Below are 14,271 nucleotides of genomic sequence, written 5' to 3'. Positions count from 1 at the left end.
GTTAAGAGAAACATCACTCCAGAGGGCAACTTTAATGGAACTGATTGGATGTTTTCCAACTTCCTGGTGGGGGTGCTGAGTCATCTGCCACCACTGCATTAGTTAAGAATTGAGAAGCGATCGAGGCATAACAAATCATTGGAACGGACAAAGAGATATGATTTTAGTCTAGTTAAAGGTTTCGACCGCCGCTCAATTCAATCGTGGCGCGACTGACTACAGTTTATTAGGGGTTTTAGTAGTCAATATATGAGGTTAGTAATATGAAGCTACATGAGCCAGGTATTTTTAACCAAATAGGCAAAAAGTTAGCTAGTCCATTGAGTCAGCTAGTTGCGAATGCAGCAACTGAAGATTTGGCAAGACTATTGGAAGCCTACTGGTGTATTCTTCTCGGTAAAGGAGCGGGAACGGGTTGGGCATTTGATGCTGAGATAAACGCAGCTAAATCTGTAATCAACAAATCTTGCCCTGTCATATTTGATGTAGGGGCAAATAATGGTGAATGGTCATTTCTTCTCCACAAGATGTTTCCTGAATCACGGATTTTCCTATTTGAGCCTCAACCAGCTTGTCAAAAAAATATTGTGGAGAAGAAGATCCCAAATTCAGAGCTTATTCCAAATGCAGTGAGTTCTGAAAGAGGTATAGTTCAACTTTATACAAGCGACGAAATTTCTGGAATAGCTTCATTACACCCAAGGCAGGATAGTTATTTTGAGAGTAAAATTTTCACCTCGATTGATGTAGAAACAATTACTTTAGATAGCGTAATTGAAAATTACGATATCTCATGTATTGACTTTATGAAAATGGATATTGAAGGTCATGAGCTAGATGGTCTCAAGGGCGCCACAAAAAGCTTGAAAAAACGAATAATCAAAGCCATTTCATTTGAGTTTGGCTCTGGAAATATTAACTCTAGAACATTCTTTCGTGATTTTTGGAATTTGCTATACCCTCTCAAGTATCAGATATACCGAGTTTTACCTTCGTCGCGCCTTATGCCTATTAAGGAGTACTATGAAGACTGTGAGTACTTCAGGGGCGTAACTAACTACATTGCAGTTCTAGATGAAATAGCCTAATCGGGATAGGGAGAATCCTCACCAAAAAACGAGCGAGAAGCCCCTGGCTTTAGACATGGGGAGGAAAGCGGCAGCGACTTCAGTCGCCTAACATCTTTGTACTCAATTAATTCCTTCATAGTAGAAGATAGGCTACGAATACAAACAGAATTATATTGTTTATTGTTAACCGAAGGAAATCCGGCTCTGCTAGTAAACTGTAACAAAGAGGAAAGAGAATATGTTTGGATGTCAACAAAATTTAATCAGCCCAACTAAAGACTTAAAAGCAATTCTATAATTCCTTTGCAGCGAGTCGTCGAAGTTGACGAACTGCGGAATATATTATGCTCGTCAAATGTACTTTAAAACAGGCAAAATACCGAGCAAGACTCTTTTGCACAAAGTGCTGGGCACAGAAAATCAGAACTTGCATTACAAAGCATTTTATTCCGATACCGCGCAACAGATTTTAACTACCGTCGCTGAGTCTTTTAAATCCTACATTGGACTACTGAAAGGAATTGGTAAAGGCACTGTAACCCAAAGGCCTAGATTGCCAAATTATCGACAAGGCGGTCTAGCTTTAGTGACTTATACAGGTCGCTCTGTCCGGCTTAAAGATGGATTGCTGAGATTTCCATTGGGCAGCCAAGTTAAAACTTGGTTTGGCTGGGATGCTTTCTATCTCCCTATGCCTACCAATCTAGACTACAAAGCAATCAGAGAATATAGGATTTTACCTCGAAACGGTTCTTTCTATTTAGAGTTGATTTACAAATCGAAAGATTTCCAAGTAGAGGTAGATAAATCAAATGCCTTGATGATAGACCACGGGATGAACAATTGGTTGACTTGTATCAGCAATGTGGGGACTAGCTTAATAATTGACGGACGGCATCTGAAGTCTATCAATCAAGGCTATAACAAGCGTGTGGCATTTTTGATGCAAGGGAAAACGAATGGTTACTGGTCAAAGCGATTAGAGCGCTTAACCGAGAATCGTAATCGCACCATGCGAGATGCTGTCAATAAAGCAGCCATAAAAGTAATAAATCATTGCTGGCTCAATAAAATTGGCACTGTAATATTCGGCTGGAATGCTGGAATGAAAAATGGTATTAATTTGGGAAATAAAACTCATCAAAATTTTGTTCAGATTCCAACTGGTAGGCGAAAATCCCGTATTGCTCAGTTATGCGAACAGTATGGGATTCGGTTTGTGGAAACCGAAGAATCATATACCTCTAAGGCTTCCTTTCTTGACCTTGATTTGCTACCTAAATTCTGCGAAAAACCAGAAGGGTGGCAACCAAGCGGTCAAAGAGTTAAGCGCGGATTGTATCGCACTCTTGAAGGTTTATTGATTAATGCAGATTGCAATGGGGCAGGCAATATCGGTAGAAAAGTAGCGGCAACTTTGGGGATTTGTCTCAAAGAAGTCAGTAGAGGCGCATTGATAACGCCTTTGAAAGTCCCTTTGTGGTCTTAGTCAAGAATCCCCCTGATTCATCAGTGGGGAGTATCAAGAATCCCCCCTACCACACCACCAGGCGTGCGGTTCCGCACCGGGCGGTTCACTATCTAACTGCAAAGACGAACCCTGAAGCTCAGGTGTAGCCCTGGACTTTCATCCAGAGGTCACGAATTGAGAGCAACCCTTGTTGTGCTAACCACTGATTGGTCATCCCCGTATGGGTCGCCAAGGTTCTCGATCGGCGCCAGCAGCCTTTACAGCTTGGCCCCGTCGAAAACGCATGACGACGAGAGGTTCCCAAATTGAGTAGGTTAGAGATGCGCGTTCGTGGTATGCACCACTGTTTCCAGTAGCACATTCGTATAGAACCCATTTGAGATCTATTCCAGACTGATTACCAGAACGCCGGTTTGGGCCGAATCAGTAGAATCCTAGATTTAGGCTAGAATGGTTCCCCTATAAGGATTTTACAAAAGATGTCAAATGGGTTCTATATGGGTTCCCAGGCTCTTCCTCGGAACCAGTTAAAATTAATTGGCAAAATACGGCGAAATCCAATTTCCCCTAAAGCATTATTAACAGATACAAAAGAAAAACGTTCCACATTACTCATCCTCTTGGGCTTTCGATTGCTTTAAAACTTCGAGCATCGTCTGTGCAGCATCAAACGCATCATAAGGAGACCACACATCACATACTGCCCCAGATGCGATCGCATCCTGTTCCTGACTCTTCATGCATCCTATGAGTATTTGCAAGGTCACTTCCTCTACAGAAATACCTCGCCGCTGAGCAGACTTTAAGAGATATTGCTCCAATTCAGGTGATAGATTTAGCGTCAAATTCATAAACTGCTCCTGTTTGTTGGTAATTGCTGCGTTAAAACCTTCAATGTTCAATCTAAAATCGCCTAACTTCCCGGGCGCAAATAGTCAAAAAGTCGATCGCCCGAATCGGCCCGAATCAAAGCAACCACAACATCCGGCAAACTTCCCCAACTCGGATAAACAAAATAACGCGGTTCCCAGCGCGGTCCAAACTTATCTTTAAAACTGTGCAATCCCTTAAAATTATAAAACTTGCTCAAGTGATCCGAAAGATAAATTAAAACCTTTTCCAACCGCCCGGATTTCCCCGGTTCTCCGACTCCCGCCAAAGCCGACAAACCCAAATCAAATTCTGCATAGCCCAACTCTTGACAGTGCTGCAACATCGAAGCAAACAAACACTCCATCGTGCCATTTTCCACCTCGATACGGCGCCGCATTAAATCAACTCCAACTACTCTATCGCCCACCGATATCATATTAGCAAAAGCACTAATTTTACCATCGGGAGTGTGGATGGCTGCGACGCGAGTTTTCTGCAAATATGCCTCATCAAACCAACCCACAGAAAACTGTTTTTCCGCACCCTGAACCATTCGCAGCCACTCGTCGCTCGCGAATTTCATTTGGCGCATCAACTCCAAACTTAAAGGAGGTTCGTAAAATTCGACTTGATGACCGGCTTTTGTCAATCGGTTGATAGCTGTTCTCAAGTTTTGATTTGCCTTACCTTTGAGAGTAAAAGTTTTGAGGTCAACAATTGCTTCTTCGCCAATTTGCACCACTCGAAAACCGAGACTATAATACATTTCTAGATCGTCGGGCAAAGTTTGATAAAATGCAGGATACCAATCGTTGCGATCGCAAAACTCTTGAAACCCCAGAATAGCCTCTTTGCGGTCTTCAGCCGGGCCGATGGGGTCTCCAAGGGCGATCGCACCTCTACCTTTGGACACGTAGGCGATCGTACTTTTGCCAGAAGGACTAAAATAATAAGATTTATCCTCAAGCAACGCCAATCTCGCTAGCGTCGTCCGCCCGTATTGTTCCACAATTTCCTTAGCTTCATTACGTTCCGAAATACTTGCCGAATCTCGTAGGAGCACCGGACGCAGCAGCATCAAAAGTGCATAACCAAGCGTTACCGAACCTACGCCGTAAATCGAATCCGCAAAGAATTCCGCAAACCTAGTTTTCGGAACTAAGCCCGCATTATCCGCCGTAAAAAACATGGCAAAAGTCTGGAATATAGCATCGTCCCAATCAAAATTAACCGCTCGTTCGTTAACTTCAAAACGCCCGTCCAGAATGTAAAAACCAATGGTTCCGTAAGCTAGCGTAAACAGCAAAGCGCCCAGCAAAACTCGGATTCCTTGAGCAATTGAAGGGCGATCGGATTTAGCAGTAAAAGTTTTCTGCATCACCAACAACTGAAACAGCAGCACCCCAGAAAGTAAACTTTCTTCAACATCCAATCCCTTGACTAAATGAGTTAAAATAGAAGCAATTAACAATCCCACCGTCAGCAACCAAGCAATCCGCTTGCGCCGCAACAAATTAGTTGCCAAAGTCAGCAGCATAAATCCGATAACGGCTGCAAAAAAATGCCCGCCCGCCCGCACGGGGAAAGGAAAAAATGGTTCTAGCCAATTCCGGCGATCGGGTAAACTGGGAGTTACAGCAGACAGCAGGTTAATAACTCCAACCAATCCAGTTAAAAATGATGCAGTCCAGAGTCCAATCCTAGTTTTTTGGGCTAACACAGTTCACCTTTCTAAATTTTAGCAATTTTGTCATAGGAATATTTTATGAAAGCAATCGCAGAGGGTTATTGCGATTTCGACGCACAGCAAACAATAACATCCAAGAATTATGCGAGCCCAGATACAACAATCAGGCTATCGGACATCACCCGCTATCTTAAACTGTTTTCCAACATAACTCAATGAATCCGCTAAATGCTTGTGCCAATAATTCCAACCCACATCCGGGCCGACAATTCCGTGCCCGCCAGGAAATTTGTTAAACTTGTTAGAGATGCCCAAACTATTTAATTGTTCGTGAAACTGCTGAGTTGAGGTGAGAAATTCTTTGTCTCCTTCCCCCGCATCTAAATAAGCCCGCAGTCTCTGTCTGTCTTTGGTAGAAAGTTTCGGCACTAAATATTTAGGACTGTTAGCTTTGCCGCTTTGATCGGTAAAATAACCGCTGTGGCTGAACAGAATATTAAAATTATTTAAATATCGCAAACCGATATTAAAAGCTCCCCACCCCCCCGAAGATTGTCCTCCCATTGCCCAAAATTTGGGGTCTTCCAGCGTTCTGTAGCGCGATTTTATCTCGGAAACCAATTCGGAACCGATCGCAGTTCCTACCTTACCGTTAGGCCCGTCAAAATACTGCGGGTCCCACAAAGGGCTCGTTCCCCGCTTGTCATTTCCGTCAGGAGTAACTACAATTGACGGCGGCAATCTTTTGGTTTTATATAAATCGTGGAGTACGGAAGTAACAGCAGCTTTGTCTTGATAGGCGCGCGCATCTCCGTGCCCGCCGTGTAGCAAAAAAATCACTGGATAGCGCTGTTTGGGATTTTTTGCGTACCCAGGCGGTAAAATTAAGCCGTAGGTGCGCTCTGAATTCATAGCTGCACTTTTATATGTTTTGAGTTCAAATTTTAAGTCGGGATCGGCTATGATTTTCGGAGGGTCTAATTGAGGTGCTCCGGCAATAAACACGTACCAGTATCCAGTCGCACCTAGTAGGAGGATTGTACCAGCACCGATACCTAAAACTTTTCCCAGCCACTTAGGCATATTATCAATCTCTCTTTTTGTGTACTATGGCAATTAGTACATTATATGCAAATATATTTGAGGACTGTTGGTTAAACTGTAACAGGTTCTCCGGCCCGTTTCACAGCTAACAATGCGGGCTTGCTCGTGGGTGGGGGCGGGTTTATTTAATTTGTTCGCACTGTCACGATTGTCGGTGAACCCGCCCCTACAAGCCTATCGTGTTCCCGATTACCGATTACCGATTACCGATTACCAATTACCAATTACCAATTATCAAATCTGTGAATTATAGAAATCCTGCTCCTACAGTTGATATTATCATTGAATTGGTCGATCGCCCGCAGCGACCAATTGTCCTCATAGAACGTCTCCATATTCCCTACGGCTGGGCGATTCCTGGAGGCTTTGTCGATTACGGGGAATCGGTAGAAACGGCGGCAAAGCGCGAAGCTTTAGAAGAAACAAGTTTGAATGTAGAATTAATCGAGCAATTTTACGTTTATTCCGATCCCAATCGCGACGCGCGGCAACATACAATCAGTATTGTATTCTTGGCTGCGGCAACGGGCGAACCTCAAGCTGCGGATGATGCTAAAAATTTACAAATTTTTGAATCTTGGCAGATTCCTAGTGAATTGTGTTTCGATCACGAGATCATTTTACGCGATTATTGGCGTTACCGTCATTATGGATTGCGGCCGCGTTTGTAGGAGAAGAGTTTTTAACCGCAGATGCACGCGGATTAACGCGGATGAATTGCTATGATTTATCTGCGTTGATTTGCGTGCATCTGCGGTTTCATTCTTGACAATTAAATTTTATGGCTAGCTTGACAATATTAGGCGGAGGTGCATGGGGTTCGGCCCTGGCAAATCTGGGAGGTAAAAAGGGCGATCGGGTAAATTTGTGGTCGCGCCGCAGTTCTTTTAGTCTAGAATCGGTTATAACTGGCGCGGATGTTGTGGTTTCGGCGGTTTCCATGACAGGAGTTGGCGAAACAGTCGATCGCCTGCTTGCCTTAAATCCAAATCCCAGTACAATTATAGTTACTGTCACCAAAGGTTTAGACCCCGCCACGACGCGCACTCCGTCTCAAATTTGGCAAAATGCCTTTCCTCACAATCCAATTGTCGTACTTTCTGGCCCCAATCTTTCCGAAGAAATTCAGCAGGGATTACCCGCTGCGACGGTAGCGGCGAGCTCTGATTTAGCGGCGGCGAAACAAGTGCAGACTATTTATAGTTCGGATATTTTTCGGGTTTATGTCAATCAAGATCCCCTGGGGACTGAGTTGGGCGGGACTTTGAAGAATGTATTTGCGATCGCCGCTGGTGTTTGCGATGGTTTACAATTAGGAACTAATGCTAAATCTGCTTTGCTGACTCGCGCTTTACCGGAAATGATTCGAGTGGGAGTTCGTTTAGGCGCTCGCGCCGAAACTTTTTACGGTTTGTCTGGTTTGGGAGATTTACTCGCTACTTGCAACAGTTCTTTGTCGCGCAATTATCGGGTGGGTTTTGGATTGGCGAAAGGGAAGTCTTTAGAGGAAGTTGTGCAGGAATTGCAGAGCACTGCTGAGGGTGTTAATACCACTAATGTATTGATTGATTTGGCGGAGCGGCGCGAGATTGAAGTCCCTGTATCTAGTCAAGTTTACCGTTTGCTGAATGGTGCAATTACTGCCGAACAAGCTGTTTTATCGCTGATGGAACGTGCTTTGAAACCGGAGATTTAAAATCGGTTAAATCGTTATTAGACTTTTTGCACTCCTGCGCAGACTCTCTTAAAAATATCTGCATTTATCTGTGTTGTATCTATCTTGCATCTGCGTTTTTCGTAGCAATAAAATCTTTATGCAAGAAATGTAATGGTTAAAATACCCAATTGGTTAATTTATGCACTGGTTTGTTCCCTATTATACGGCTTTTGGGGAGTGTTTAGCAAGTTAGCTACTAAATATATTGACTACAAAACAGCTTTTGTTTACGAAGCAATAGGCACGCTTATAGCTACAGCATTCATTCTTACCAGCAGTAAAAACTTCAGTCTTGAGGGAAATATTGCAGGAATCGTATTTGCTTTATTAGTCGGTGTTTGCGGAACTGTGGCATCTTTGATATTTCTTAGAGCGATGGAAAGCGGGCCAGTTGTCAGCGTAATCAGCATTACATCTCTGTACCCACTGATTACCATATTGCTATCATATTTATTCCTGAAAGAACCTATTACAATCCCGCAAATAATTGCTCTTGTCCTAGCCCTACTTGCAGTTATCCTTTCGTCTTATTGAAAGCTCTCTCTTTTTTGAATTTGTCGTCAAGGCCAGAAACCGGGGTTTTGTGATAAATATTGCATCAAAGCGTTGAATCATGGAAAAACCCGGTTTCTTTGGTATCTTAATATATCTCGCCTTTCTGCATCAGCTAATTTTTACTTTGCGCCGTAATAAAAGGCAACTTCTTTGTCTTTTAACGGTGCGAAGTCAGCAGCAATTAACATTGGATCGAGTTCTGCTTGAGACAGGTGTTTGACTCCAATTCGGACAATGCGCGATCGCATGGTGTTCGACACGCCGCTGCGCTGTCTCCCGGCTTCTAATCCCATTACTTTCTCGTACAGGTCTAATTTTGCTTTCGGAATCGCAGTGCCGTCAAAATCGATTCCTGAGGCGATCGCCACATCGATCGCATCTGCACCAGTTGTCGATTGAGCTGCTGAGTTTGTTTCTGAAGACATTGTGCTGTGATATCAAAGTTTGTTGTGGGAGCATCTTACCAGAGAACTATCCCCATCTAAGCAAAAAAGCGATCGACTTCTCTAATATCCACATTTCCCCCGCTGACAATCACGCCAACTCTCTTATTTTGTGCTTTCACAACTCCAGACAATAAAGCCGCTGCTGCTAACACTCCCGTCGGTTCGACAACAATCTTCATCCGCTCCCACATAAAAAACATTGTAGTGCGAATTGCCTCTTCCGAAACTGTTGCCATATCGTCCGCATAATGCAGCACCAAAGGAAAAGTCAATTTCCCTAAAGACGGCGTGCGCGCGCCGTCAGCAATAGTATCCGGGTTGCTAACAGTTTGCAGCGTTTTGGTACGGAACGATCGCGCGGCATCATCTGCTTGCTCGGGTTCGACCCCTATGACTGTACACTTCGGAGACAAAGTTTTAGCTGCGATCGCGCATCCCGACAATAAACCTCCACCGCCACAGCAAACCAGCAGCAAATCCAACTCCCCAACTTCTGCGATCAATTCCAGCGCCGCCGTACCTTGTCCTGCGATCACTCGCGCGTCGTCATAAGGAGGAATAATTGTCAAGTGTTGTTCTCTAGCAATTTTGGCGGTGAGATCTTCGCGGGTTCCTTGAGTGCGATCGTACAAAACAATTTCGGCACCGTAGCCGCGAGTCGCTTCCTGCTTGACTTTGGGCGCATCTGCCGGCATTACCACAGTAACAGGAATTGATAGTAATTGTGCAGCCAGGGCGATCGCCTGCCCGTGATTTCCCGAAGAAAAAGTCACCACTCCCTGCTGTTTTTGGGCTTCAGATAGCTGCATCAAAGCATTACAAGCACCGCGAAACTTAAACGAACCCGTCCGCTGAAAATTCTCGCACTTGAAAAATACTTGAGAATGGGTTTGTTTGTTGACAGTCTCCGAAGTCAGCACCGGCGTCTTGAAAGCTTTACCTTGCAAGCGCTTTGCTGCCGCCTCCACATCGGCAAAACTGACGGGAAAGGGATTTTTATCGGCAAGATTGGCTGTCATAGGTTTTCTGCCTCGGGTGCTTGAACCGCACCATACCATATATACAGTCAGAGTCTTATCAGTTTTAATGATATGACATATTGGAAATAATTATCAATAGACTATTGCAACTAATTACGAAAAGCGTTGTAGGATGACATCAAGGTTATTGCAATAAGTTATCAAAAAGTTGCGGTTAGGTAGGAAAGCGATTGATGAATACAAAGTTTAAAGTGCTAGCAAGCGCTAGCGCAGGATTGTTGCTGCTAGCGGGTTTGACAGCGAATGCAGTTGGGAGCGGGCATTCGGCGATCGCACAAACAGCACCAAAGGGCGATCCTCTTCGAGGGCTTCGCCAACGAGATTTAAGAGCACAAGCAGCTATCAGTCGCATTAGAATTGTATTTGCGAACCGCAGAGATGCTACAGACTTGCAAAATAAAGCCAATCAAGTAGCGCAAATACTATCCAAAGAAATCGGAATGCCCGTCGATGCAGTCATCGGCGACGAAACCGCAGCCGTAGAAGCATTGAGAGCAGACAGAGCAGATGTGGCATTTGTAGCAGGGCGCGCCGCTTTAAAAGCAGAACAATTAGCCAAAGCGCGGATGTATTTAGCAGAAGTTCGCAGCGATTATTCCGGCGGAAATACCTACGATTCCGTGTTTGTAGTGCGCCAAGACAGTCCTTTGCGCCCGAAAGGTTCAGCAAAGCAAACCCTCGAACAATTGAAAGGCAAAAAAATGGCTTTCACATCTCGAACTTCCGGTTCGGGATTCATTTTTCCAGTTGGGGAATTAGTAGGTCAAGGATTAGTATCAGGCCCCGATAGACTGGAAAGTTTCTTCGGAAATGTCACCTACGGCGACGGTTACGGGAGCGCTTTGCAATCAGTTTTAAGAGGTCAAGCAGAAGTTGCAGCAGTCTCGGAATACGCTTTGCTACCGCCTTGGATTACAGCAGAAGAAGGCAAGAAGTTGCGAGTTTTGCAGCAAATTCCCGGAGTTCCAGCCCACGGCATAGTCATAGACGATCGCATTCCTGCACCAATGCGCGAAAAACTGATCGATGCTTTCATGAAAATGAACGAACCTGCAAACAATCAATTGTTCCGCAGTTTGTACAATTCCCAAAAATTGGTAAAAGTCGATCACGCCCGCCATTTAGCAACCTTGCGCCAAGCTTTGGTGCGCGCCAAACTCGAACCATAAAATCAAAGGTTCGTAGTGAGGACTTTAGTCCGCTTTTTCTGCGGACTAAAGTCCTCAGTACGAACGTGTTTTATTGTATTTGTTTGAGTGAACCTGATATTAATTACTAAATTATTTCATAAATATTTTCCATGAGTATCGAATGCAGTAAATTAGAAACAGCTTATTCAACTTCGCTAAAACGCCCGATTTTGAACAAAATTGATTGCAAAATCAAACAGGGCGAATTTGTAGCGCTTCTCGGTTTAAACGGTGCAGGAAAATCTACGCTGTTACGTTCATTCGTCGGATTAGTCCCCGTCAAAACCGGAGAAATTAGGATTAACGATACAGTGATAACTCCGCGCACATTGAGACGAATTCGGCGCGATATTGGCTTAATTTTTCAAGGTGGCGGCTTGATAAAACAGCTACCCGCGATCGACAATGTGTTATGTGGTTGCTTGGGAGGATTGAAGACTTGGGAGACACTGTGGGGTTTTCCGAAACAACAGCGCGATCGCGCTTTTGAATTACTCGCAGACTTCGGACTCCAAGACCTAGCATACCAAAAAACCGGACTGCTCAGCGGCGGACAACAGCAAAAAGTAGCCATCGCCCGCGCCCTCATCCAATCACCGCAGATTTTACTCGCAGACGAGCCCACCACCGGATTAGACGTAATCGCCGCCCAACAAGTAATGGAAATCCTCGCCCAACTGCACCAAAAACAAGGAATGACCGTAGTTGTAGTATTGCACGACCTAGGAATGGCCAGCACCTATCCCGAAAGAGCGATCGTCCTAGATGCCGGTCAGATAGTCTATGATGGCAAATGTCAAAACCTGTCCGACAAATTCAGCAAACTCACACCTTCCAAACTAGCAGTCTGAACCCCTTCTCTTTTCTTCCTTGGCGCCCTTTGCGTCTTCGCGGTTCATTCAATCCAAAAATAAACGCCAATGACCGAAAAAAACTCAACTAACTTATCAAAAACCTATAGCTGGCTCAAAAATATCAGTATAGCAGCAGGTTTAATTGTACTTTACGGTTGGGCGCTGCGGGGATTAGAAATTGACGCCGCAACTTTAGTAGATAGTTGGCCTTACATGACCGATTTTATCTCCCGCTTGTGGCCGCCGAATCTAGAAATTATCGACGTAGCAATCAAGGCGTTAATCGAAACAGTGCAAATGTCGCTGTGGGGAACGACTATCGGCGCCATTCTTTCCGTACCGATTGCGATCGCCAGTTCCCACAATATAGCACCAAAGTGGTTGCAATGGCTAGCTAATTTATTGCAAAATGCGGTGCGATCAGTTCCTTCAATTGTGCTGGGTTTGCTGTTTGTATCCGCGACTGGTTTGGGTGCGCCGGCTGGTACTTTGGCGCTGGCAATTTATACTATAGGCTATCTTGCTAAATTTTATCAGGAGGCGATCGAGTCTGTGGAAGGGCGATCGATCGAATCGTTGCAAGTCGCAGGTGCATCTTGGCTGCAAGTGGCGCAATACGGCATTTTCCCCCAGGTGTTGCCGCTAGCGTTGGGTTACACGCTGTGGATGTTTGAATATAATATCCGGGCGGCTTCGGTGTTGGGAGTTGTGGGCGCCGGCGGTATTGGTTTTGAGTTGGTGAATTATATCCGCTCTTTTGAGTACAATAAGGCTACTACGATGATGTTAGTTCTGTTGGTTGTCGTGACTGCGATCGATGTAATTAGCAGTAAATGGCGGCAGCGGTTGGAAACGAAGTAATACCACTTCTTAAAAATCATTCAACAGTCTTCCGTAGGGTGTGTCGCCATTAAAAATGTCTGAATCAACATAGACAATCTCATAGATCCGCACCTGCACAGTTCAAGAATTATTGTAAACAAACCCAAAAATATATTGTAATTGAGACGGCGGTTTCAACCGCGTCTGCACACACGAAACCCACCTCCGTGGGTTCAAGAAAGAAGAGTTAATTTTCTAATAGTCGATCGCACATTTCCCAAAAGTCGATCGAATTACTCGTAGGGGCTCTCGCATTTTGGCGACAAACCTTAACAAAAAACCAAAGATTTTCTGTCCAAATGCGAGAGCCCTGGCCCCACTGTTTGTCAAAGCGAAATATTCAGTGACGATCGCGCATCAAGGATTGCCCAATATTTGGTAATTATGACTTACGCATGGCGGCTGGGTGAAGCATTCGGGAATTAGATGGTAGGTTGGGAATCAACTATTGTCGCCCGACTGCTTCACCCCTACAAATTTATCGGTATCAGGTCGATCGCACAAATCCCCAAAAAGGCGATCGCGCGATCGTATCCACCATCAACTACACCGCAAAAAAAGACAGGGTAGTGCCGTTTCCCTACCCAAAACAAAGCCACTAAATTGTTTGAAAATCAACAACAACAAAATAAGGACACAGCATTGCCGTGTCCTTATCTTGTTAGGATACAGCATTGCTGTATCCCCGTGCATACCCTCGATATCCCGATGAGAACTCTTGCCCTTTAGAACAAGAACAATTCAGAATTACCGGAAACTCCCAAATTGACATTGACAGTAGCAAACAAACTGTTGCCACCAACCGTCGAACCATTGCTATCGTAATACAGCTTAGTAGTATTAGCTGCACTATCGAAGAGAGCAATAATCGACGGCGAAGTCAACGTAGACTCGATCGCACTTACAGTAGCAACAGTGCTGCTGTAAAGGTAGAAACTCGCGCCCAAAGACCCCGTTCCTAACCCGGCAAAACCAGTCTTGTCAAGGTTAATTACATCATCAACAATGCTGTAATCCGTAATGATATCTCCGCCACCAGCAGTAGTTCCGGTGAACACAAACACATCCGCACCCAGCCCGCCGCTGAGAACATTTGTTCCCAAACCGCCGATTAAAGTGTCATTCCCGTCGCCGCCGTTGAGAGTATCGCTACCCGCGCCGCCGAAGAGACTGTCATTACCAGCGCCGCCGGAGATGCTGTCATTACCAGCGCCACCGTCGAAAATATCAGCACCGGAGCCCCCGTTCAAAATATCGGAGAACTCAGTACCAGTGACGTTATTAGCAGTCGAATTTCCCGTGAATAAGACCGGAGTGGTAAAGTTGTAACCGCCCACACCTGAACCAAAGTTGTAAACTCCGGTTGTCGGGAAAGTACCCGG

The 14,271-nt window shown here is 44.8% G+C and carries 14 protein-coding genes and 1 pseudogene; 9 read left to right on the top strand and 6 right to left on the bottom strand.

What is annotated here, in order from left to right; genetic code table 11:
• Window positions 1-263: 263 nt before the first annotated feature.
• A complete protein-coding gene (locus QUB64_RS11265; protein WP_333273187.1) occupies window positions 264-1,088 on the top strand; it encodes an FkbM family methyltransferase in 825 nt (274 codons plus the stop codon).
• Window positions 1,089-1,386: 298 nt separating this feature from the next.
• Window positions 1,387-2,559 (top strand): annotated as a pseudogene (locus QUB64_RS11260) (RNA-guided endonuclease InsQ/TnpB family protein); the annotation flags it as partial.
• Window positions 2,560-3,149: 590 nt separating this feature from the next.
• Here QUB64_RS11260 and QUB64_RS11255 read toward each other — a convergent pair.
• The 3 genes from QUB64_RS11255 to QUB64_RS11245 form a co-directional block, all read right to left on the bottom strand.
• Window positions 3,150-3,443 (bottom strand): hypothetical protein, encoded by a 294-nt coding sequence (locus QUB64_RS11255; RefSeq protein ID WP_333273190.1) that lies wholly within the window; start codon window positions 3,441-3,443, stop codon window positions 3,150-3,152.
• Between the two features lie 11 nt (window positions 3,444-3,454).
• Complete coding sequence (locus tag QUB64_RS11250; RefSeq protein ID WP_333273192.1) at window positions 3,455-5,134, bottom strand: phosphatidylglycerol lysyltransferase domain-containing protein; 1,680 nt, start codon at window positions 5,132-5,134, stop codon at window positions 3,455-3,457.
• Between the two features lie 135 nt (window positions 5,135-5,269).
• A complete protein-coding gene (locus QUB64_RS11245) occupies window positions 5,270-6,184 on the bottom strand; it encodes an alpha/beta hydrolase (protein WP_333273195.1) in 915 nt (304 codons plus the stop codon).
• A gap of 263 nt (window positions 6,185-6,447) precedes the next feature.
• On the opposite strand from QUB64_RS11245, the gene QUB64_RS11240 reads away from it, so the two are divergent.
• The 3 genes from QUB64_RS11240 to QUB64_RS11230 all read left to right on the top strand — a co-directional run bounded on the left by QUB64_RS11240 (window position 6,448) and on the right by QUB64_RS11230 (window position 8,456).
• On the top strand, window positions 6,448-6,876 hold the full coding sequence (locus QUB64_RS11240; RefSeq protein ID WP_333273247.1) for an NUDIX hydrolase: 429 nt from the start codon (window positions 6,448-6,450) through the stop codon (window positions 6,874-6,876).
• A gap of 110 nt (window positions 6,877-6,986) precedes the next feature.
• Window positions 6,987-7,901: an NAD(P)H-dependent glycerol-3-phosphate dehydrogenase gene (locus tag QUB64_RS11235; RefSeq protein WP_333273198.1), complete on the top strand. Its 915-nt coding sequence runs from the start codon at window positions 6,987-6,989 to the stop codon at window positions 7,899-7,901.
• A 132-nt stretch (window positions 7,902-8,033) separates the two neighbouring features.
• Window positions 8,034-8,456, top strand: coding sequence for an EamA family transporter (locus QUB64_RS11230; protein WP_333273200.1), 423 nt, complete (start codon window positions 8,034-8,036; stop codon window positions 8,454-8,456).
• 140 nt (window positions 8,457-8,596) lie between these two features.
• Here QUB64_RS11230 and QUB64_RS11225 read toward each other — a convergent pair whose 3' ends face one another.
• The gene (locus QUB64_RS11225) at window positions 8,597-8,902 is read right to left on the bottom strand and encodes a small RNA NsiR4-regulated ssr1528 family protein (protein ID WP_333273203.1); all 306 of its coding nucleotides are present in this window, start codon (window positions 8,900-8,902) and stop codon (window positions 8,597-8,599) included.
• A gap of 56 nt (window positions 8,903-8,958) precedes the next feature.
• Complete coding sequence (locus tag QUB64_RS11220; RefSeq protein ID WP_333273206.1) at window positions 8,959-9,942, bottom strand: threo-3-hydroxy-L-aspartate ammonia-lyase; 984 nt, start codon at window positions 9,940-9,942, stop codon at window positions 8,959-8,961.
• 194 nt (window positions 9,943-10,136) lie between these two features.
• Between QUB64_RS11220 and QUB64_RS11215 the strand changes: the two genes are divergently transcribed.
• The 4 genes from QUB64_RS11215 to QUB64_RS11200 all read left to right on the top strand — a co-directional run bounded on the left by QUB64_RS11215 (window position 10,137) and on the right by QUB64_RS11200 (window position 13,459).
• The gene (locus QUB64_RS11215) at window positions 10,137-11,132 is read left to right on the top strand and encodes a phosphate/phosphite/phosphonate ABC transporter substrate-binding protein (RefSeq protein ID WP_333273209.1); all 996 of its coding nucleotides are present in this window, start codon (window positions 10,137-10,139) and stop codon (window positions 11,130-11,132) included.
• Between the two features lie 131 nt (window positions 11,133-11,263).
• Entirely contained in the window at window positions 11,264-12,004 is a 741-nt protein-coding gene (locus QUB64_RS11210) for a phosphonate ABC transporter ATP-binding protein (RefSeq protein WP_333273212.1), read from the top strand.
• Between the two features lie 69 nt (window positions 12,005-12,073).
• On the top strand, window positions 12,074-12,868 hold the full coding sequence (gene phnE, locus QUB64_RS11205; RefSeq protein WP_333273214.1) for a phosphonate ABC transporter, permease protein PhnE: 795 nt from the start codon (window positions 12,074-12,076) through the stop codon (window positions 12,866-12,868).
• A 447-nt stretch (window positions 12,869-13,315) separates the two neighbouring features.
• Window positions 13,316-13,459: a hypothetical protein gene (locus tag QUB64_RS11200; RefSeq protein WP_333273216.1), complete on the top strand. Its 144-nt coding sequence runs from the start codon at window positions 13,316-13,318 to the stop codon at window positions 13,457-13,459.
• A 155-nt stretch (window positions 13,460-13,614) separates the two neighbouring features.
• On the opposite strand, the gene QUB64_RS11195 is transcribed toward QUB64_RS11200, so the two are convergent.
• The coding region (locus tag QUB64_RS11195) for a calcium-binding protein (RefSeq protein WP_333273219.1) at window positions 13,615-14,271 on the bottom strand (657 nt) is incomplete at its 5' end.

This window comes from Microcoleus sp. Aus8_D2, assembly GCF_036702665.1.
In the GTDB taxonomy this organism is placed as follows: domain Bacteria; phylum Cyanobacteriota; class Cyanobacteriia; order Cyanobacteriales; family Microcoleaceae; genus Microcoleus.
Note: the sequence above shows the minus strand (reverse complement) of the source record. Positions and strands in the feature narration are given on the sequence as shown.

Bases quoted from the DNA above. Each gene is read 5' to 3' on its own strand.
- QUB64_RS11265 (WP_333273187.1), top strand. From the start codon at position 264: ATGAAGCTACATGAGCCAGGTATTTTTAACCAAATAGGCAAAAAGTTA.
- QUB64_RS11245 (WP_333273195.1), bottom strand. From the start codon at position 6,184: ATGCCTAAGTGGCTGGGAAAAGTTTTAGGTATCGGTGCTGGTACAATC.
- QUB64_RS11235 (WP_333273198.1), top strand. From the start codon at position 6,987: ATGGCTAGCTTGACAATATTAGGCGGAGGTGCATGGGGTTCGGCCCTG.
- QUB64_RS11230 (WP_333273200.1), top strand. From the start codon at position 8,034: ATGGTTAAAATACCCAATTGGTTAATTTATGCACTGGTTTGTTCCCTA.
- QUB64_RS11225 (WP_333273203.1), bottom strand. From the start codon at position 8,902: ATGTCTTCAGAAACAAACTCAGCAGCTCAATCGACAACTGGTGCAGAT.
- QUB64_RS11220 (WP_333273206.1), bottom strand. From the start codon at position 9,942: ATGACAGCCAATCTTGCCGATAAAAATCCCTTTCCCGTCAGTTTTGCC.
- QUB64_RS11215 (WP_333273209.1), top strand. From the start codon at position 10,137: ATGAATACAAAGTTTAAAGTGCTAGCAAGCGCTAGCGCAGGATTGTTG.
- QUB64_RS11210 (WP_333273212.1), top strand. From the start codon at position 11,264: ATGAGTATCGAATGCAGTAAATTAGAAACAGCTTATTCAACTTCGCTA.
- phnE (WP_333273214.1), top strand. From the start codon at position 12,074: ATGACCGAAAAAAACTCAACTAACTTATCAAAAACCTATAGCTGGCTC.
- QUB64_RS11200 (WP_333273216.1), top strand. From the start codon at position 13,316: ATGGTAGGTTGGGAATCAACTATTGTCGCCCGACTGCTTCACCCCTAC.